The sequence below is a fragment of the Gemmatimonas sp. genome, from assembly GCF_044344655.1.
GTDB lineage: Bacteria > Gemmatimonadota > Gemmatimonadetes > Gemmatimonadales > Gemmatimonadaceae > Gemmatimonas.
Window position 1 is genome coordinate 91,151 of the sequence record NZ_JBIJCN010000004.1, and the last position, 19,024, is coordinate 110,174.

The following is a 19,024-nucleotide window of genomic DNA, read 5'->3' on the forward strand; positions in this document are numbered from 1 at the left end:
CAGCGCTTGAGACGAAGCCGCCACGGGTACATCTTGTTCTATTGGCGCGGCCGCAGCCGACTTTCGGCTCGGCCGCCTCTCCTTCGTTTGCTGTTCCGTTGCAGGGTGACCTCGCGCCTCGTGGGCGCCCGGGGTCCCCTGCTGAACGTTTATTTCATGAGGGTCGCACCATGGCGACACAGATCACTCCGTCGTCCCCTGCTCGTGAGAGCGCCGACGGTCTTGCTCCGCAGGGCATTGCCCCCAAGGGCAGGGTTCACTGGAACTATGTCGCCCCTGAGCTGATCGAGAGCGCCATCCGGCGTGGCGAAGGGACACTCGCCGACATGGGCCCGTTCGTCGCCGTCACCTCGCCGCACACCGGCCGCTCCCCCAACGACAAGTTCGTGGTGAAGGAGCCCGCCAGCGAAGCCGACGTGGATTGGGGTAAAGTCAACCAGCCCATCTCGCCTGAGCATTGGGCCACGCTCAAGGCCGATGTGCAGCAGTACCTCAACGGCCTCGACGACCTGTACGTGCAGGATCTCTACTGCGGTGCGGACCCGTCCACGCGCCTGAGCGTGCGCTACGTCCTGCCCAACGCGTGGCATGCGGCGTTCGTGCGCAACATGTTCATCCGCCCGGACATCGCCGAGCTCGCACAGTTCGCGCCGAACTTCACGGTGTATCACGCGCCGGAGATGCAGGCGGATCCCGCCAAGCATGGCACGCGTACGGGCACGTTCATCGTTTTGAACCTCGCCGAACGTGCCATCCTGATCGGCGGGACGCGCTATGCCGGTGAACTCAAGAAAGCGATGTTCACCGTCATGAATTACCTGCTGCCGAAGCAGGGTGTGCTCTCCATGCACTGCTCCGCCAACATCGGCGCGGACGGTGATACGGCCCTCTTCTTCGGTCTCTCCGGCACCGGCAAGACGACGCTGTCGGCCGACCCTGAGCGTGGCCTCATTGGCGACGACGAGCATGGCTGGAGCGCCGAGGGGACGTTCAACTTCGAAGGCGGCTGCTACGCGAAGGTCATCAACCTCTCGCCGGACAGTGAGCCCGACATCTTTGCGACGACGCAGATGTTCGGCACGATCCTCGAGAACGTGGTGCTGCACCAGCCGGCGCGCACCGTCGATTTCGGCAGCCAGAGCATTACCGAAAACACGCGCGCGTCGTACCCGCTGCCGTACATCAAGAACCATGTCCCGAGCGGCCGCGGCGGACACCCCAAGAACGTGGTGTTCCTCACCGCCGACGCCTTCGGCGTGCTCCCGCCGATCGCGCGTCTCACCCCCGAACAGGCGATGTACTACTTCCTGTCGGGCTACACGGCGAAGGTGGCCGGCACGGAGCGCGGGGTGACCGAGCCGCAGGCCACCTTCTCGGCGTGCTTCGGCGCCGTCTTCCTCGTGTGGCACCCCACCAAGTACGCCGAGATGCTCGGCGCGCTGCTGCGCGAGCACGGCTCGCAGGTGTGGCTGGTCAACACCGGTTGGAGCGGTGGCCCGTACGGCGTGGGTAAGCGCATGAAGTTGAGCTACACCCGTGCGATGGTGCGTGCGGCACTCGGTGGCGCAATTGATGGCACCGAGTACCAGGCCGATCCCGTGTTCGGCCTGCAGATCCCCCAGTGGATTCCCGACGTGCCCGGTGAAGTGCTCGACCCGCGCGGTACCTGGGCAAATCCCGGCGAGTACGACGTGCAGGCGCAGAAGCTCGCCGCGATGTTCCGCGAGAACATCAAGAAGTTCGGCGACGCGGTGTCGCCCAGCATCCTCGCGGCCGGCCCGCGGGGCTGACACCACGGCGACCGCATGAACGAGACGAGCCCCCTGAAGTGATTCAGGGGGCTCGTCTCGTTCCGGGATAGCGCCGCCGTTACTTGGCCTCAGCCAGCCTGACGGTTTCGAGATACATCTGCCGCCCCTCGCGAGCCGCGAGGAAGATCAGGCCGTTCGGGCCGAAGCCCACGAGCTGCCGGCCGCTGGGGAGCTTCACGCGCTCGCGGAGTGTGCCGTCGGGACCGATCACGTCGTACACCAACGGGGGCTGATTCATCATGGCGCCCATCATCGCCATCATGGCCGCCGGCGGCGGCCCTTGGCGCGTGCTGTCGCGCGCCGCGCCGCGCTGCCCCGGCTGGCCACCGGCTGCCCCGCCCATGACGCCTGGCGGCGGACCGCCGCGCCCGCCCATGCCGCCCATGCCGCCCATCATTGTCTGCGCGAGCTGCGAGGCAAGGTTCGAGGTGGAGGGCACCACCCAGAGGTTGCCGCTGCGATCAGCGATGCTCGAGCCCTGACGCACCGGCGGGTAGTAGTCGGGAAACTTGTCGGCCGCGATCGGTTCGAACGACATCCGGAAGCCGCCCCCACCACCCTGACCCGCCCGTTGGCTCGCCGCCTTGGCGAGCGTGGAGAGCGAGTCGACCAGCTTGGTCTTCTCATCGTCGGTGATGCGCTTCCAGTCGAACGGCAGCTTATCGGACGCGGCGTGGGTGCCATCCGGACGATAGAAGTCCACGTGGTAGTCCAGCACGCGCATCACCGCCACCGTGCCGTCGCTCAGGAGCGCCCAGTCATCGGCCTGCGGGAGGGGATTGATCTTGATGGTGAGACGGGTGCTCCCGTCCTCGCCACGCGTCATCTGCGACTCGCTCTTCGGCACCTTCACAAAAGTGACCGTGTCGGCCCTGCGGGTGTCGAAGTCCACTCGAACGATCGGTACCGAATCGGGCTGGTTGGCGGGATTGAATCCGCGACCGCCCGGGCCGCCGAACGGCTGACCACCCTGCCCGCCGCCGGCCGGCGGACCACCGAAGTCCCCACCGCCGCCGCGATTGTTGGGCTGCTGGCGGTTGTTGTTGCCGCCCTGGCCGCCGCCACGGTTGCCACCGCGATCGTTGCCGCCACCGAACATCATGGCCATGCCAGCGCCGCCAGGACCTCCCTGTCCCCCCTGCCCGCCCTGCCGATAGTACAGCCGGCCTTTCGCGTCGAACGCGTGCGAGCCGAGGTTCATGTTGCTCAGCGTATTGATGTCGTTCGGCCGCGGCGACGCCATCACGCGCACGATGCGTCCATCCTTGTCGAGTACCACCAGCGACAGCGTGGACGCATCCACCACGATCGTGGAGTCACCACCGCCCGGAATGAGTCCGATCGGACGCTGGCCGTACGGCATGAGCGCCCCGGGAGCCGTGTCGGCCACCACCGTCACATTCTTGAGCGAGGCATCGAACTTGAGCAATTGACGCCGCTGCACGTCGTTCACGAACACGGAGCCGTCGCTGAGCGGGCGCACCATATTCACCCCGGTTACTGGCTGCGCTGCACGCGCGACCACCGCCGTCACGTCGCGCAGCGGCACCGTGGCCACTGGCGACGTGGGTACGCCCTGTGCGAATGCCGTGGAGGCACTCAGCACCACGCCCGCCGCGCTCCAGCGCAGGGCCGACGCGATTGATCCACGCGATGTCTTGGTCATGCCTGCGGCCCCTCGGCCATCAGTGAAGGTCGGCTTCACGAGCGTTCGCATCGGAATCATGATCAGCGCCCCCGACCCATGCCCATGCCGCCGCCGAAGCGGTTGTCACCCTGCGTACCCGAGCGGATACCCTGCAGGTTCCGCTTGTCCATGAACGTGACCAGCGACGTCGGCAGAATGCGAATCTGTTCGGCCGTCAGCATGTCCTTCACGCCCGGGGCAATCCGGATGAGAATGTCGACTGTCTGTTCACGCGCTCGGCGATAGCGCTCGTAGGCCGCGTCGTGATTGAACTTGTCCGGCAGGTCCGCGAGGAAGCGCGCCACCGGCGTCCAGATGCTGTCGCTCTTGAGCACGTAGAGGCGGTTGAGCGTGGCGAGGCTGTCGGCCTGCTTACGCGTGAGTTTGAGCGTATCCGCCTGCTGGAGCAGCTGCTGCATGGGATTGATGAGGCCCACGTTGGCCGTCTGGCGGAGCTGCTGCAACGTGGGCTTGTTGCCCGGGCGAGACCGGCCACGATCGAGCTGCTGCAGGAGTTGCTGCTGCTCACGCGACGGCGCGAGATCCCAGCCCATCTGCAACGTGAAGGTGACCGGCGCCGAGCGCTGCGTCGTCTGACTCGGGCGCGTGCTACCGAAGCGTTCGTTCACCTCGTACTTGTAGCCGTTCGTAACCGGATCGAAGCCGCGCACGAAGAGGAGCGCGCCGTTGGACTGCGGGTTCACGAACGAGCCCCATCCCTTCAGGCCGCTCTCACCATTGAGCAGTCGATCGAAGCCGTTGAGGGGATTGGCGATCTGGAAGGAGATATTGGCGCGCTGCGGGAGCCCCAGTTTGAGCGAGTTGAACGACACGTTCAGGTTGCCCGAGAAGGTCCACGGCCCCTGGCAGCTGTTGCGACCGGCAAAGGCACCGAGCTGACTGCGCACGCAGGCCACCGCCTCACTCGTGCCGGTCGCCAGGAAGTTCTCGAGGCCCGCCTTGAGCGCGGGATCAGACACCGTCGCCGGATCGAAGATGAACGCGCGGTCGTTGCCGTAGCTGTCGCCGTTCACGTCCTGATTGATCGTTGGCGTGTAGTAGATGCCCGAGCGCACGTTGCCGAACCATGAGATGCGCACGGCGTCCCACGCGTTGTACGACAGCGAGTACTGGATCTGGTGACGGGAGAAGTTCCCGCCGCGCGACCACTCGCTCCCCACGGGCGAGCCCACGGTGCTGTTGAAGCCCAGGAACTCTTCACGCACGTCGGCCAGCACATAGGTGGTGTTCCAGAACCAGCGCGAGTTGAAGACCATGGGGCGGAGGCTCACCGAGACCTGCTTGCTCTCCGACTCGAGTTGTGACGTCTGCGCCGTCACGCGACCGTACGCATCCACCACGCGGGCCTGGCGCCACGCCACCTGACCGGTGGTCGGTACGATCGCCGAGGGCGTCACGAACATGGGGCGGCCCCCCTCGCTGGCCAGCGTGAAGCGCTGGAGGTCGGGGAAGTTGAGATCCACGCCACCCTGCTGCCGCTGGTTGCGCGACATCGTCGCATCGAACGAGAGGCTGAAGCGGTTCTTCAGCACCGGTCCCTGCCACCCGAGATTGCCGCGCAGGGAGCGCTGGGCGTAGTAGTCGGGGAGGAACAGGTTCACGTTGGGCGCACTGTTGGAGAACACCGTGCCGTTGGTGCCATCGACGCAGGTGCGCGGGATGTTGTTGGGATTGTTGGCGTACGACTGCCAATCCGGGAGCGGTGTGGCCGCGCCGAGGCAGGTGAGCTGCTGCAGACCGGTCGGGAGACCGGTGTTGTCGATCGCGCCAGAGATGAGCTGTGTGCCGGGGGTGTTCTGGAACACGCCCACACCGCCGCGGACCACGGCGCGCGGCGCGCGGATCATACCGGGGAGCAGGGCCATCTGGTCGGCCTGCCCGATCGTCCACGAGAAGCCCACGCGCGGGCTCACGTAGAGACGGTTCGGCACCTCGGCGTTGTCATGTCCAAACTTGGCTTGGACGTCGGGATTCTGGTTCGGCCCCATGCTGAAGTGGTTGCCATCTACCCGTACGCCGTACTGGACCTGCAGGTCATTGGTGGGACGCCACGCGTCACCGAGCGACACCGCGCCCACGATCTGGCTGCCCTTGCGCGTGCGCGGTGAGAGCAGCCGCGTGAAGGACGCCGGGCGATTGCCCTCGAGATCGGCAAGCGTATTGTACGAATACGATCCGAACTCGTTGAAGTTGAAGAGCGACGTGAACTCGTCGCGCCGCAGTTCACTGGTGAGCTTCACGCGATGGCGATTATCGCTCGAGAACCAGGACAGGGTGTTGTTGGCGGCGAGCGACGCATTGGAGTTGGCGTTGTTGAGCGCCGTGCTGCCGGCGAACTGCAAGTTGGCCACCGAGGCGCCGCCGGTGGCGAATTGCGAATTCACGCGCACGCTCCCCGAGGGGAGGATCGTGAGCGGATCGCCTTCGCTGCGGTTGGTGCTGTAGCCGATCGTGGTTTCGGTGAAGACGCCCTTGAAGCCCAACAGGCCACTGTGGCGCGCCTGGGCGGCACCGCCCCAATTGGTGCGCGAGCCGTCACGCGAGGGCGTAATGAGACTGGTGCCACCGCCGCCGAACCCACCGAAGCCACCAAACCCGCCGCCACCACCAACGGGCGAGGTCCGATTGAAGTTGCCCGACAGCGTGAAGGTGTACGTGCTCCCGCGCGACGAATTCTGCGGCACCCAGTCGAAGCTGTTGAGCGTGTTGAAGCTCGTGCGAATGCGCTGCGGATCGTAGCCGGCAACCGTGAAGGGGATCTGGTCGGAACCAAGAATGTCGAGCAGGCGCGCCACGGAATCGGCCGACACACCGGCCGCCTCGAAGCCCGAGGCATCGCTGTTGATGAGCGTCTGCAGGTCCTGCAGTCGCCGGTCGAATTGAAACGACGTGTTGTAGAACATCTGATCGGGCTTGATCGGGCCGGAAGCCGATCCCCCCATCGACATGTTCGTGTACTGCTGGCCGGTGGCGATACCGATGCGGTCCACCCACTGCAGCTGCGGTGACACGAAGTTGCCACTGAAGCGACGGCTCAGAAAATTCGAGCCCGAGCGCGTACGCACCTGCAGCTGCCCACCGGAGAAGCCGCCCCGTGATACGTCGTAGGGGGAGGTGGACAGCGACGACATCACGTTGGCGTCACGCGGCAGCTGCGAGTCGCCGAAGTTGAGGCCATTGAGCTGGGTGCTGTTCTGATCGCCGCCAAGCCCGAACACCGAAAACGCATCGGCGGCGCCATCAGCGCCAAGGAGGAGCTGCACGCCGGGGATCGCCGACGCCATGGCCGCGAGGTCGCCCATCTGCTCCGCGGAGAGGAATCCCGCCGTTTCGTCACCCACCGACTTTTCCGTGCCCGACACGTCGGAGACGGTGTCCGTGCGGGACGCGGCCACCCGCTCGGTCACATTCACGGCGTCGAGAGTGATCGCCGCCGGCGACATGCGAGCGTCGGCAATCAGGATTTCCTGATCGGCAGTACGCTTGACCTGATAGCGGCGCGGCGCGAGCCCGATCCCGGAAAAGGTCACCCAATAGTCACCTTCGCCACCCGGGAAGGAGATGGTATACCGACCATTTTTGTCGGTGCGCTGGGTGCGACTCACATTGCCGGTGAGCGTGGTGGCCGTCACCAGCACATTGGGGATGGGAAGCGAATCCGTGCCGACGACACGTCCACGGATGATATCCACCTGCTGCGCCATGGCCGACGACGCACTGGCCACGATCGCCAGGCACATCGTAAGCGCGCACGCGAGGCGGCGAAACACGGGCGATGAAATAGTCACGACGATTGAGACGAGTGTACGCCGGCATTCGTTAAGTCGGGCGCCGACGGCGACCGTGCCGGCCCGTGCTGCGGGCCGCATTGCCTGTGCTCTTTATGCGGCGTGGGCGTGTTTCGTTGTGATCGCCCGGGATGCGAGCCCGTCCGTAGTTGCGGGCCAGCCCCGTCACGCCCATTCCGCCCCCCTCAGCCCCTCCAGGCGGCCACTCGGCGCTCCGCGACGGCGTGTCGACGGGGATGCGGCTGATGGAGCAACAACCGAGGCAGTGCATATGTTTCAGCATGGAAATTCTGCGCGATCCGCTCTGGAACAACATCCGCCTCGACCCCCTGGCGCTGTCGCTCCTCGAAACGCCCGTGATGCAGCGCCTGCGGTATGTGCGGCAGCTGGGGCTGGCCTTTCTCGTCTATCCCGGCGCCACGCATTCGCGGTTCGAACACGCGCTCGGGGCTTGGCATCTGGCGGGGATGGCACTCCGGCTGCTCGATGAGCGCGGAGCGCTGACCGGTGTACCGCTCCGCGAGCAGCAGATCGTCCGGGCCGCCGCACTGCTCCACGATGTGGGACACTACCCCTTCTCCCATGCGCTTGAGGAGATTGGCGTTACCGACCACGAGGAGGTCGCCCGCCCACTCATCACGGCGGGGGAGATCGGCCACTGCCTGCGCGCCCAGCTCGGCGACACGGCCCCCGATGAGGTGTTCGCGCTCATCACGGGCCGGAGCACGCATCCGCTACAGGGGCTGATCTCCGGCTCCATCGATCTCGACAAGATCGAGTACCTCAAGCGCGACGCCACTATGTGCGGCGTGCCGTACGGCGAGATCGATGTGGACCGGCTGCTCAATTCACTCGTCGTGGTCACGCTGCCCGAGCATGGCCCGGCGGTTGGCGTGCACGAAAAGGGACTCTCGGCACTCGAGTCGCTGCTCTTTGCCAAGTACCAGATGTACCGCAACGTGTACTGGCATCATGCCGTGCGCAGTGCCACGGCGATGTACAAGCGGCTGGTTGCCGTAGCGCTCGATACGGGAGCCGTGGCCGCCGACCGCGTGGCCCGCTTCACCGACGAAGGGCTGCTGGTGCACCTCGATACCCCCACGCTCGTCCCCGAGGCGCGCGCGCTCCTCGACGCCATCCGCGTGCGACGGCTGCACAAGCGCGCATACGAATGCCCGGCCGCCATCCTTGGCGACAACGTGGGAGAGTGGATCGCGAGCGACTACGCGCTCACGCGCCGCGTGGAGAACGCCTTCGCCGAGGAGCTTGGGCTAGCGGAGGGGGCCGTGCTGCTCGACTATCCGGCCAAGACGCAGATGCTCGGGGTCGATATTCCGCTCCAGCGCCGCGACGGGCGTGTGGTGCACCTGACCGCCGAAGGGTGGGAGGGCGCGATCAACCTTCCACGGCTCAGCGACGAGCTGTATCGCAGCGCCAGGCGGTTGCGCGTCTTCACCGCGAATCGCGCGCCGGTGCCCTCGGCGGCGGTGCTGCACACGCTACGCCTGGAAGCTGATGCGGTGCGCGACCGGCTGGACCGCGGGGCGCCCCTTCTGCGCTGAGCGCGGACGGTTACTTGGCCACGCCGCGGTCGCACATCGTGCGCCCGGCCAGAGCGGCCTCCAGTAGCTCCACGACTTCGAGGGCCATCGAGGCACCCTGGTCTTTGGCATAGAAGGCCCGGATACCGGCGTGGACCGAGTCGAGCGAGGCCCGGCTCCGCTCCGCCGACGACCACTCCCGGAGCGCGCGGGGCTGTTCCACGAGACATCCACGTTCAGCGCCGGATGGGTCGAGCAGCACGTAGGTCGGGGTGGCCGTTCGGCCGTCGAGCGAGCGGTGCGCCTCCTGCACCGCTCGTCCCTCGCGGGGGTGCACAATGCGAAGCGATACGCCTGCCAGAGCGGCCACCTTGGCGGCGTACGGGACCGTGTTCATCGAATCGCCGCAGGAGTCCACCGCCACCACGAGGAGGCGCCAAGCACCGGCCCCGGCTGATGCCAGCGCCCGCGCCCGTGTCGCGAGCGCATCGGAGACCACGGCACTGTCGGCAAGGCGAAGCCACCCCTCGCGGCGTGCCTTGGCGGCCGCCACGAAGTCGGGGAAGCTCATCCCTGAGGCGTGCAGCGCCGACAGCGTGCTGTCGGGGGCCGCCGCACAGCGCCCCCCGCGGGGCACCACTGGGTCGGGCGTCGCGGCGTGGGCCGGGGCAGCGCCAACCAGCGCGAGCAATACCACGAGCGAACGAAGGCGAGCGGTCATCTCTGGAGTCCCGGATCGGGGTCGGTGGACGGCGGCGACCCGGCGGCCGCGCGGTCGCGGTCGCGGTCTCGATCGCGGCCACGTGCGTCGGCCAGTTTACGCCCGATCCCCCGGTAAAAGGCGGCGTCGAGCGGCTTCCCTTCGGCGTCGAGCGACAGCGCACACCGCTCCAGCGCGTACAGCAGGTTGCCCAGATACAACTCGGCCACCGGGCCGACCGATTCATCCGCCATGTGTCACCTCATCAGAGTGCGGACGGGACAACGCTGACCTGCCGCGCACGGCCGCTCAGGGTGCGAGAATCGCCGGCATTTCACCGGTCGCCACGCCGGTCACCTTCACGACCTGCACCACGATCGCGGTGATGTTGTCGAGCCCGCCCCGCCGGTTCGCTTCGGTGATCATCGTGTCCACCATGCGCCCGGGCGTCTGCTTCGACTCGAGGATCTTCTTGAGCTGGGGATCTTCCACCATGCCCGTGAGACCGTCCGAGGCCACAAGGTACAGGTCACCTGCCTGCAGCTCACCGGTCAGCACGTCGGCCTCGACGGCCGCGTTGGCTCCCACGCAGCGGGTGATCACGTTGCTGTAGGGGTGATAGCGCGCCTGCTCCGGCGTCAGGAAGCCGGCGTCGACCTGCTCCTGCACATAGGAGTGGTCCTTGGTGATCTGGCTGAAGATGCCGTCGCGCAGGCGGTATACCCGCGAGTCGCCGATGTGGCCGATGACGTAGCACCCCTGTCCCATGAGCAGGCACGAGGCCGTGGTGCCCATCCCCTGCTTGTCCGCTTCCTGGATCGTGCGCTCGTAGATCGCGCGATTGGCGGATTTGAGCGCCTCCGCCATGCGCTGACGGGCGCTGGTCGTTGCCGGTTCGCGCACGTCGGTGAGTTCACGCGCGACGATCTGCACCGCCATCTCGCTCGCCACTTCACCGGCGGCGTGTCCACCCATGCCGTCCGCTACGATAAAGAGCCCGCGCTCCTGATCGGCGTCCGCATAGAGACTGTCCTCGTTGCCTGCCCGAATGCGTCCGACGTCGGTACCGGCGGCGACAGATAGCTGCACGTGGGTGGGTTTCGTCTCAGGGGAAACGCAGGGAACTTCAAGGCGTACTTCAGAGTGTTGCGAAGCTACCCGACCGTTACGTCGCTTGGCAAGCGCGTCGCGGCGGCCGAAGACTGGTCCTCAAGCCCCACCCCCCCAGCCTGAAGGCGGAAGAGCCGTTCGTACATCCCCCCTGCGGCGGCAAGCACGCGATGCGTACCGCGCTCAATCACCTCGCCGTGGTGGAGGACGAGAATCTCATTGGCCCCCACGATCGTGCTCAGCCGGTGCGCAATGGCAATGCTGGTACGTCCCGCCATCAAAGTGGACAGTGCCTGCTGGATCTCCGCCTCGATCTGCGAATCCACCGCGCTGGTGGCTTCGTCGAGCACCAGCAGGGCAGGATTAGCCGCAATGGCTCGGGCAAACGCGAGCAGCTGGCGCTCCCCGATGCTGACCCCACCGCCACGCTCCCCGAGCACATGCTGCCAGCCCCCGGGTAACCGGCGCACCACCCGGTCGGCGCCAACGCGCGCCGCAGCGGTCGCGAGCCCCTCGTCCGAGAGCGGAGCGGACAACCGCACGTTGGCCGCGACGTCCCCGGCGAACAAGAAGATGTCCTGCTGGACGTAGCCGACCACCGCCCGCAGCACGTCCAGGGGGATCTCGCGGATGTCCGTCCCATTCACCAAAATCCGGCCGCGCTGGGGTTCGTAGAAGCGCAGGAGCAGATTCACGACGGTGCTCTTTCCCGCCCCGGTAGGCCCCACGAGGGCCACCGACTGCCCGGGCGCCACCCGGAAGGAGATGTCCCTGAGCACCCACCGAGACGGCGACGGTTCCTCGTCGTTTGCCCCACGGGTCGTCTCGTAGGCGAACCAGACCCCCTGAAACTCCACCGTCACCCCCACGCGTCGCAGCGCAGCCACGCGCGCCTCACGATCGGGCGTGGGCGTTACACCGGGAGCCGCCGGCGTATCCAGCAGGTCGAAGATGCGTTCGGCCGCCGCCATCGCCGCCTGCAAGATGTTGTACTTCTCCGACAGGTCCTGGAGCGGCTGGAAGAAGCGACGCACCAGCTGGAGAAACGCGGCCACCGTTCCCACCGAGCGCGCGCCGCCCATCGCCTCGCCCCCCGCCGTGACGAGGAGGCTGGCCAACGCGAGGGTCGTCAGCAGCTCGATGACGGGGAAATACAGGGCGTAGACCGTGATCGAGCGCAGCTGAGACTCGAGATGGGCCTCGTTGAGGCGGGCAAAGTGTGCCGCCTCGCGGTGCTGCTGGCCGAACAGCTGCACGATGCGCATGCCGGCGAGCCGTTCGCCAACGAACGCATTGAGTCGAGCGAGCCGGGTGCGAATGTCGCGATACGACGAGCGCACGCGCCGCTGGAACACCCGCGACGCGAGGAAGACGAAGGGGATCACCGCGAACGCGGCCAGTGCGAGCCGCCAGTCGATGAGCACCATCGCCACGCCAATCGCCACGAGCGTGAAGAGATCACCCAGTCCCGATACGACCCCGGAGGTAAAGAGCTCATTCAGCGCTTCCACGTCGCTCGTCACGCGCGTTACGAGGCGCCCCACGGGCGTACGGTCGAACCACGCAATGGGTAGCTGCTGCAACCGGACGAACAGCTCGTGCCGGAGATCGCGCATCACGCGCTGGCCGAGCAGCGAGGTGAGCATCGTTTCGCCGTAGGAGGCACCGAACTGGGCCAACAGCAGCGCGGCGTAGCCCAGCGCCGCCCGCACAACCAGCGCCGGGTCACGGGTCGGGAGCGCTTGGTCGATCACCCAGCGGGTGAGCAGCGGCCCGGCGAGTTGCATGCCGGCAGCCACGGCGATGCAGGCGAGCGCCGCCCCCACGAGCGCGGCGTAGGGACGCACGTACGCGAGCAGGCGCCGCACGAGGCGGGCGTCGTAGGCTTTCCCGAGGGCGTCGTCTTCGGGCGGGGCGGATGCTGCGGGAGCGACCATGCCCCGGGAAATCTAAGAGCGGACTCCACTTGGCGGTCCCGATAGTTTTCCCAAGATGAAGGACAAGATCCGCATCCTGGGTGCCCGACAGCACAACCTGAAGGGGTTCGACCTCGAACTGCCGCGCCGGGCGATAACGGTGGTAACCGGGGTGTCTGGCTCGGGCAAATCCTCGCTCGCCTTCGACACCCTGTATGCCGAGGGGCAGCGCCGGTACGTGGAGTCGCTGTCGGCCTATGCCCGGCAGTTCCTCGAGCGCATGGAGAAGCCCGCCGTCGACGCCGTGGAAGGGATGTCGCCGGCGGTCGCCATTGAGCAGAAGAACCCCACACGCACCTCGCGGTCCACGGTCGGCACGGCCACCGAGATCTACGATTACCTGCGTTTGCTGTGGGCCCGCGTGGGCCGCACGTCCTGCCGCCTGTGCGGTCGGGAACTGCGCCCCGACACGGTGCAGTCGGTCACCGACGTGGCGCTTGCCCTCCCGGAGGGTACGCGGTTCATGGTGGCCTGCCCGCTGGTGCGCTCCAGCGAGGTCACGCATGCGGTGATCGCCGAGAACCTGCGGGCCCGCGGGTTCGTACGGGTGGCCGTTGGTGATGCGGTGCATCACCTCGACGACGTCAGCGACGAGACGCTCGACCTTGCCAAGACCCCCGACGTGTTCATCGTGGTGGATCGGCTGCGGGTGGACGCAGCAGGACGTGGGCGCATCGCCGACGCCGTGCAGACGGCCTTCACCGAAGGCGACGGCGATGCCACGCTGCTCTTCCCCGAGCCGGTGGTACCGCCGCCCCGGCTGTCTGCTGGGCCCGACGGCATGCCGGTCACGCGCCTGGCATTTACCGAGCGCTTCGAGTGTCCCAACGACGGCACCCGCGCCCCCACGCCGTCCCCACAGCTCTTCTCGTTCAACAACCCCCGTGGCGCCTGCGCCACCTGCAACGGGTTCGGCGCCACACTCGACTACGACGAAGCGCTGATCGTCCCCAACCCGGATCGCTCGGTGCGTGACGGAGCCATCGATCCGTGGACGGCCCCCCGCTACGAGAAGCAGCGCCGGCTCGTGGTGGATCAGGCCCGTGCCCTTGGCGTGTCCCCCGACGCGCCATGGAAGAAGCTCCCTGCGAAGGCGCGCCGCGACCTGCTACACGCCCGCACACGACAGTACACGGGGATCTATCCGTTCCTGCAGGCGCTCGAGGAGAAGCGGTACAAGCAGTACATCCGCATCTTCCTGCGCAAATACCAGAGCGCGCAACCTTGCCGTGACTGCGGCGGCAGCAAATTGCAGCCGGACGCGCTGCAGGTGCGGATTGCGGGTCGCACGATCGCCGAGGTGGCGCAGCTGCCGGTGCGCGATCTGCGCACGTGGCTCGACCAGCTCGCCCTCGCGGGCAGCGAAGCGCAGATCGCCGACACCGTGTTGCGAGAGGCACGGGCACGTACCCGCTTTCTCGCCGATGTAGGGCTCACCTATCTCACGCTCGATCGCGCCACGCGAACGCTGAGCGGCGGCGAAGCGCAGCGCATCACCCTCGCCAATGCCCTTGGCGCCGCGCTCGTCGATGCCACCTACGTGCTCGACGAGCCGAGCATCGGGTTACATCCGCGCGACCTCGATCGCCTGCTGTCGCTCCTCGTGCGACTGCGCGATCTGGGGAACACCGTGGTCATGGTGGAGCACGACCTCGAAGCGATGCGCATTGCCGACTTCATGGTGGAAATGGGACCGGCGGCCGGGGAGCACGGCGGCCAGGTGGTGTTTGCCGGGCCGATGCGCGATGTAGAGCAGAGCCCGCTCACCGGCCAGTACCTCACCGGCGCGAAGCGCATTGCGGTGCCCGCGACACGAAGGCCGCTCGGCTCGCGTTGGCTCGAGCTGCGCGGTGCACGCGCGCACAACGTGCAGGGGGTGGACCTTCGCATCCCGCTGGGGGCCATGACCGTCGTCACGGGCGTCTCCGGCTCTGGCAAGTCCACCGTGGTGCACGATGTGCTGTTCCATGCACTCGAGGCCCGCCTGCACGGCGAGCACTCCGCCAAGGAGCATCTCGGCGAAACGGTGGGCGATTTCACGTCGCTCACCGGCGACGAGCATCTCGACGACGTGGTGCTGGTGGACCAGAGCCCGATCGGCAAATCACCGCGCTCGAACCCGGTCACCTATGTGAAGGCCTACGACGAGATCCGACGGCTGTTCAGCGAGGTGCCGCTGGCGCGGACACGCGGGTACGGCGCGGGGCATTTTTCGTTCAACGTGGCCGGGGGACGCTGCGAGCATTGCGAAGGCGCCGGGGCACTTGAAGTCGAGATGGTGTTCATGGCCGACGTCTTCGTGCCCTGTGATGCGTGCGGCGGCAAGCGCTTCAAGCCCGAGGTGCTCGAAGTACGCCTCAAGGGCCGCAACATCGCCGACGTCCTCGCGCTCACGGTGGACGAGGCCATCAAGTTCTTCCCGCGCGAGGACAAACTGGCGCAGGCACTCTGGCACGTGCAGCAGGTAGGGCTCGGGTACCTCAGGCTTGGGCAGCCCGCCACCACGCTGTCGGGGGGCGAAGCGCAGCGCCTGAAGATTGCGCGCGAACTCGCGCTCACAGCGCGCGGCGGCGCCCGCAAGCTGTATGTGCTCGATGAGCCCACGACGGGGCTGCATCTGGAGGACATCCGAAAGCTGGCGCAGGTGTTCGATCGGCTGCTCGACCAGGGGCATACCCTGCTGCTCATCGAGCACCATCTCGATGTGATCAAGCTGGCCGACTGGATCGTGGACATGGGGCCAGACGGCGGCGACGGCGGCGGCCACATCGTGGCCATGGGGCGTCCTGAGGAGATCGTGCGCGAACCGGCCTCGCATACCGGCCGGTGGCTACGGACGGTACTCACACCGGCGTGAGGCGCCGCACGGTTGCGCGACGAGCGGCCCCCGCTTGACGGGGAGGCATCAGCCGGCGATTATATGAGGCTCTGGCGCGCCCGTTGTTTGGTCGGCCGGAGCGATGTACCCGAGTATTCCCGGGTAGCTCAGGTGGTAGAGCAGGTGACTGTTAATCACCCTGTCGGGGGTTCGAGTCCCTCCCCGGGAGCTATACAGAAAGCCGTCGGCGCAACCTTCCCGGTTGCCCCGACGGCTTTTCTGTGTGCGGCAGACCGGGCGGATGCGCCGTATGCTCAGCGCGCCGCAGCTCGGCAATCCTCATGCGGACGACGCAACGGCGCTGGCCAGCGCCAGTCGGCCAGTAGAAATGCCGCTGGCATGGAGGGCATTCTTCGGTGTGCCCGATTCCATGCCCGCATCGCTGCGCATCATCCAGCGAGCCAATCGTACCCTCGGTCGTGTTGCGCCCCGCACCGTGGCGCGGCTCAACCAGCGGCTCTTCGCGAGCCCACGGCGATTCGCGCCGCGGGAGTGGGAGCTGGCGTTTGAATCGATCGGCACGCGAAGCCGGCTGCCGAACGGGGCGTCGGTACTCACCGTCGGCGCGGGTGCGCGCACGGTGGCGCTCATCCACGGCTGGGAGGGGCGCGCCACGCAGTTCGCCGCCTTTGTGCCACCCCTGCTGGCGCACGGCTTCCGGGTCATTGGTATCGACGGTCCTGCGCACGGCCACAGCCGCGGCGCGCAGGCAGATCCCTACCGCTTCGCCGAGACCCTGCACGAGGCGAGCGCGCGATTCGGTCCGTTGCACGGCGTGATCGGGCACTCGATGGGGGGAGGGAGCGCGGTGATCGCCCTCGCCGCAGGCCTCGATGCCGCGCGAGCAGTAATCATCGCCAGCCCGGCGTCGCTGCACGAGGTACTCCATCGCTTCGCCACGGCGATGCACCTGCCCCCCGGCGCCACGACCCATTTCGTCGAACGGATGCGCGCCCAGGTGCTCGCGCGCGGCCATCGCGATGTGGACGTGCTGGCGCTGCTGCGCGAACTACGTACCAGCGCCCTCGTGGTGCACGCCCGCGATGATCGTGACGTGCCGTTCGGCGACGGCCAACGCATTGCAGAGACGTGGACGGGCGCCCGGCTGCTTCCCGTGGATGGGGTGGGGCATCGCCGCATCCTGCGCGACCCGAGCGTGATCGAGCAGGTCGTCGCCTTCCTCGCCTGACCGGCGGTCCTGCGGCCGTCCGTGCGCGACCGCGGCCTCAGGCTTTGGTCGCGTGCACCTGCACCGCATCCCCTACGCGAATCACCCCCTTGCGGGCATGCGTGGCGTTGACCCCGAACACCACGCCATCAGCGGTGCGGCGATAGGCGTTGAAGCTCCGCAGCGGCTCGGGGCCCTGTTCTAGCGAATTCGGATCGACCGTGGTGAGCACACAGCGCGTGCAGAGCGAACCCACCCCCAATGGCACCTCGCCGATCGTGACAGCTGCCCACCGGTCCTCTTCGTGCGGCATGAGGCGATCCAGCCAGACATTGGCACGGAACCGGCGACGATCCATCGTCTCGGCGTGCCCCTGCTCTACCAGGCGCGCATTGAGCGCATCGACACTCGGGTAGCCGAGGAGCAGCAACGGCGCGCCATCGGTGAACGCCACCCGCCGCGCAGCATGGGGCAGCGGCCCCGCGTACTTGGCGCGCAGCGGGCGCTGCGACGCGTCGCTGAGGTATACCAGTCGGCACGCGCGACCGATCGCATCACTGCACCAGGCGGCGGCCTCGTCACCGGTATCGAGGGCCGCCACGGCATCGTCCCACACCTGGACGTGGCGCTGCGGCGCATCGGCACCAGGCACCACCGCCGTGAACGTGGGACGGTGCGGGGCGTCGAGCCGCAGCGCTCCGTTCCGGTCCGCGGTCGCGAAGCGCGGCACCACATGCAACAGCGCGTGACAGGTACGCGCGGTGATGGCCACGCCCTCGCCGTCGACGAGCAGCCACCGCCGATCACCCATGGCGCCGCGATCATCGAGCGTGAGCTGCTCGACCGCGATGCCAGCCGCCGACTTGAGCGGATATACCGTCAGTGCCGCCACCCGCGGCAGGTCGTGCCCGAGTGTCTCCGAATGCTCCGTCATCCGCCGTGCCTCGCCATCTCCCCGCCTCCAGAACGCCGACGCGCATGCCAATACCGATAGACCGGGACACCAAGCAGCAGCAACCCGGCACCGCGTGCCGCGTTGCCCGGATTGGACACGATGGAACCGATCACCACATACACGGCGGCCATCACGAACAGGACCGTCCCCGCGGGATGCAGGGGCGAGCGCACCGGCGCGTGCACCCCCATGGCATCGTCGCGCCGCCGCAGCACGAACAGCGATGCCGCGGTGGAGCCGAAGAATATCCAGTCCGCGAACACCACGTAGTCCAGCAATTGGCCGTACGTACCCGTGAGCAGCAGCAGCAGCGCCACGCCCCCCTGCGCCAGGAGTGCCGCCACCGGCGTGCGGGTCCGCGGATGCAGCGCCGCCATGCTCCGAAAGAACAGACCGTCGGCCGCCATCGCCTGATACACGCGCGCCGACATGAGGATGACCATGCTCAAGAAGCCCACCGTACTCGTCACGATGCCGGCGGTGATCAGCGTCCGTCCACTGGCGCCGAGATACACATACATCGTGTCCGCCGCCGGGGCTCGGCTGGCCGCCAGCCCCTCGAGCCCCAAGGCGCGGAGGTAAGCGACGTTCACCAGGAGATAGGTAGCGGCCACGATCAGCACGCCGAAGACCAGCGCCCGCGGCAGCGTGCGCTGCGGGTTCACGAGTTCCTCGGCCACGGCATTGGTCTGCTGCCACCCGCCGAAGGAAAAGAGCACCGGGACGAGCGCCGCCCCCATGGCCATCACGGTGTCCGTCAGCCCAACCGGCGGCGAAAGCGGCAGCGCCAACACCGGGGTCGGCGCGGGATACTGCGGCGTAAGCACCAGCGCCGCGCTCACCAGCGTCCCGATCGCCGAAAGCTTGAGGACCGTGAGGATGTTGCCCGTAGTCGCCCCGATCCGCACCCCCAGCACATTCAGCACCGTGAGCACGACGATCAGTGCGATCGCCAGCGCACGCCCCGCCCCGGCCCCGAGCTGCAGCAGGTCCGCCAGATAGTTGGCGCCGGTCATCGCCACGGCCGCAATGGCACCGGTGGCCATGATGAGGAACAGGGCCCAGCCGTACAGGAAGGCGGGGAACGTGCCAAACGCGTCACGTAGGTACACATAGGTGCCCCCCGCGTGCGGCCGCCTGGCCCCGAGTTCGGCGTACACGAAGCCGCCGATGACCGCCACGACGGCGCCGAGCCCCCACGCCGCCAGGGTGAGTGCCGATGTCCCCACCCGCTGTGCCACGACCGACGGTGACAGAAAGATGCCGGCGCCGATGATGCCGCCCACCACCAGCATGGTGCCGGAAAAGGTGCCCAGGCTGGCGGCGTACCCTACCGGTCCCGGTCGCCCGTGGTGTCCCGATTCGTGTGCCATGCGCCAAACTGCCCCG

Annotated in this window: 12 protein-coding genes and 1 tRNA gene; 5 read left to right on the forward strand and 8 right to left on the reverse strand. The window is 67.4% G+C overall.

Features of this window, described 5'->3' with window-relative positions:
• Positions 1-170: 170 nt before the first annotated feature.
• The gene (pckA, locus tag ACIQ51_RS02880) at positions 171-1,790 is read left to right on the forward strand and encodes a phosphoenolpyruvate carboxykinase (ATP) (RefSeq protein WP_396203496.1); all 1,620 of its coding nucleotides are present in this window, start codon (positions 171-173) and stop codon (positions 1,788-1,790) included.
• Positions 1,791-1,869: 79 nt separating this feature from the next.
• On the opposite strand, the gene ACIQ51_RS02885 is transcribed toward pckA, so the two are convergent.
• Both ACIQ51_RS02885 and ACIQ51_RS02890 read right to left on the reverse strand, forming a co-directional pair.
• Positions 1,870-3,477 (reverse strand): hypothetical protein, encoded by a 1,608-nt coding sequence (locus ACIQ51_RS02885; protein WP_396203497.1) that lies wholly within the window; start codon positions 3,475-3,477, stop codon positions 1,870-1,872.
• 62 nt (positions 3,478-3,539) lie between these two features.
• Positions 3,540-7,307 carry a carboxypeptidase regulatory-like domain-containing protein gene (locus ACIQ51_RS02890; RefSeq protein WP_396203498.1) on the reverse strand — a complete coding sequence of 1,256 codons (3,768 nt, stop codon included), beginning with the start codon at positions 7,305-7,307 and terminating at the stop codon, positions 3,540-3,542.
• Between the two features lie 281 nt (positions 7,308-7,588).
• Between ACIQ51_RS02890 and ACIQ51_RS02895 the strand changes: the two genes are divergently transcribed.
• On the forward strand, positions 7,589-8,869 hold the full coding sequence (locus ACIQ51_RS02895; protein WP_396203499.1) for an HD domain-containing protein: 1,281 nt from the start codon (positions 7,589-7,591) through the stop codon (positions 8,867-8,869).
• A gap of 10 nt (positions 8,870-8,879) precedes the next feature.
• Here ACIQ51_RS02895 and ACIQ51_RS02900 read toward each other — a convergent pair whose 3' ends face one another.
• From ACIQ51_RS02900 to ACIQ51_RS02915, 4 genes are all read right to left on the reverse strand, one after another.
• Positions 8,880-9,569: a thioredoxin family protein gene (locus tag ACIQ51_RS02900; protein ID WP_396203500.1), complete on the reverse strand. Its 690-nt coding sequence runs from the start codon at positions 9,567-9,569 to the stop codon at positions 8,880-8,882.
• Entirely contained in the window at positions 9,566-9,802 is a 237-nt protein-coding gene (locus tag ACIQ51_RS02905; protein WP_396203501.1) for a hypothetical protein, read from the reverse strand. Before ACIQ51_RS02905 ends, ACIQ51_RS02900 begins: the two co-directional genes overlap by 4 nt.
• A 55-nt stretch (positions 9,803-9,857) precedes the next feature.
• Positions 9,858-10,637: a Stp1/IreP family PP2C-type Ser/Thr phosphatase gene (locus ACIQ51_RS02910; RefSeq protein WP_396203502.1), complete on the reverse strand. Its 780-nt coding sequence runs from the start codon at positions 10,635-10,637 to the stop codon at positions 9,858-9,860.
• A gap of 65 nt (positions 10,638-10,702) precedes the next feature.
• Entirely contained in the window at positions 10,703-12,595 is a 1,893-nt protein-coding gene (locus tag ACIQ51_RS02915) for an ABC transporter ATP-binding protein (RefSeq protein WP_396203503.1), read from the reverse strand.
• 55 nt (positions 12,596-12,650) lie between these two features.
• Between ACIQ51_RS02915 and uvrA the strand changes: the two genes are divergently transcribed.
• The 3 genes from uvrA to ACIQ51_RS02930 all read left to right on the forward strand — a co-directional run bounded on the left by uvrA (position 12,651) and on the right by ACIQ51_RS02930 (position 16,701).
• Complete coding sequence (gene uvrA / locus ACIQ51_RS02920) at positions 12,651-15,491, forward strand: excinuclease ABC subunit UvrA (protein ID WP_396203504.1); 2,841 nt, start codon at positions 12,651-12,653, stop codon at positions 15,489-15,491.
• A 117-nt stretch (positions 15,492-15,608) separates the two neighbouring features.
• Positions 15,609-15,681, forward strand: a tRNA-Asn gene (locus tag ACIQ51_RS02925).
• A gap of 72 nt (positions 15,682-15,753) precedes the next feature.
• Positions 15,754-16,701: an alpha/beta fold hydrolase gene (locus ACIQ51_RS02930; protein ID WP_396203505.1), complete on the forward strand. Its 948-nt coding sequence runs from the start codon at positions 15,754-15,756 to the stop codon at positions 16,699-16,701.
• 37 nt (positions 16,702-16,738) lie between these two features.
• Here the strand turns inward: ACIQ51_RS02930 and ACIQ51_RS02935 are convergent, their stop codons facing one another.
• Positions 16,739-17,614 carry an MOSC domain-containing protein gene (locus ACIQ51_RS02935; RefSeq protein ID WP_396203506.1) on the reverse strand — a complete coding sequence of 292 codons (876 nt, stop codon included), beginning with the start codon at positions 17,612-17,614 and terminating at the stop codon, positions 16,739-16,741.
• The gene (locus tag ACIQ51_RS02940; protein WP_396203507.1) at positions 17,611-19,008 is read right to left on the reverse strand and encodes an APC family permease; all 1,398 of its coding nucleotides are present in this window, start codon (positions 19,006-19,008) and stop codon (positions 17,611-17,613) included. Before ACIQ51_RS02940 ends, ACIQ51_RS02935 begins: the two co-directional genes overlap by 4 nt.
• Positions 19,009-19,024 lie beyond the last annotated feature (16 nt).

Coding starts and splice junctions, on each gene's coding strand:
- pckA (WP_396203496.1), top strand. CDS start 171: ATGGCGACACAGATCACTCCGTCGTCCCCTGCTCGTGAGAGCGCCGAC.
- ACIQ51_RS02885 (WP_396203497.1), bottom strand. CDS start 3,477: ATGACCAAGACATCGCGTGGATCAATCGCGTCGGCCCTGCGCTGGAGC.
- ACIQ51_RS02895 (WP_396203499.1), top strand. CDS start 7,589: ATGGAAATTCTGCGCGATCCGCTCTGGAACAACATCCGCCTCGACCCC.
- ACIQ51_RS02900 (WP_396203500.1), bottom strand. CDS start 9,569: ATGACCGCTCGCCTTCGTTCGCTCGTGGTATTGCTCGCGCTGGTTGGC.
- ACIQ51_RS02905 (WP_396203501.1), bottom strand. CDS start 9,802: ATGGCGGATGAATCGGTCGGCCCGGTGGCCGAGTTGTATCTGGGCAAC.
- ACIQ51_RS02915 (WP_396203503.1), bottom strand. CDS start 12,595: ATGGTCGCTCCCGCAGCATCCGCCCCGCCCGAAGACGACGCCCTCGGG.
- uvrA (WP_396203504.1), top strand. CDS start 12,651: ATGAAGGACAAGATCCGCATCCTGGGTGCCCGACAGCACAACCTGAAG.
- ACIQ51_RS02930 (WP_396203505.1), top strand. CDS start 15,754: ATGCGCCGTATGCTCAGCGCGCCGCAGCTCGGCAATCCTCATGCGGAC.
- ACIQ51_RS02935 (WP_396203506.1), bottom strand. CDS start 17,614: ATGACGGAGCATTCGGAGACACTCGGGCACGACCTGCCGCGGGTGGCG.
- ACIQ51_RS02940 (WP_396203507.1), bottom strand. CDS start 19,008: ATGGCACACGAATCGGGACACCACGGGCGACCGGGACCGGTAGGGTAC.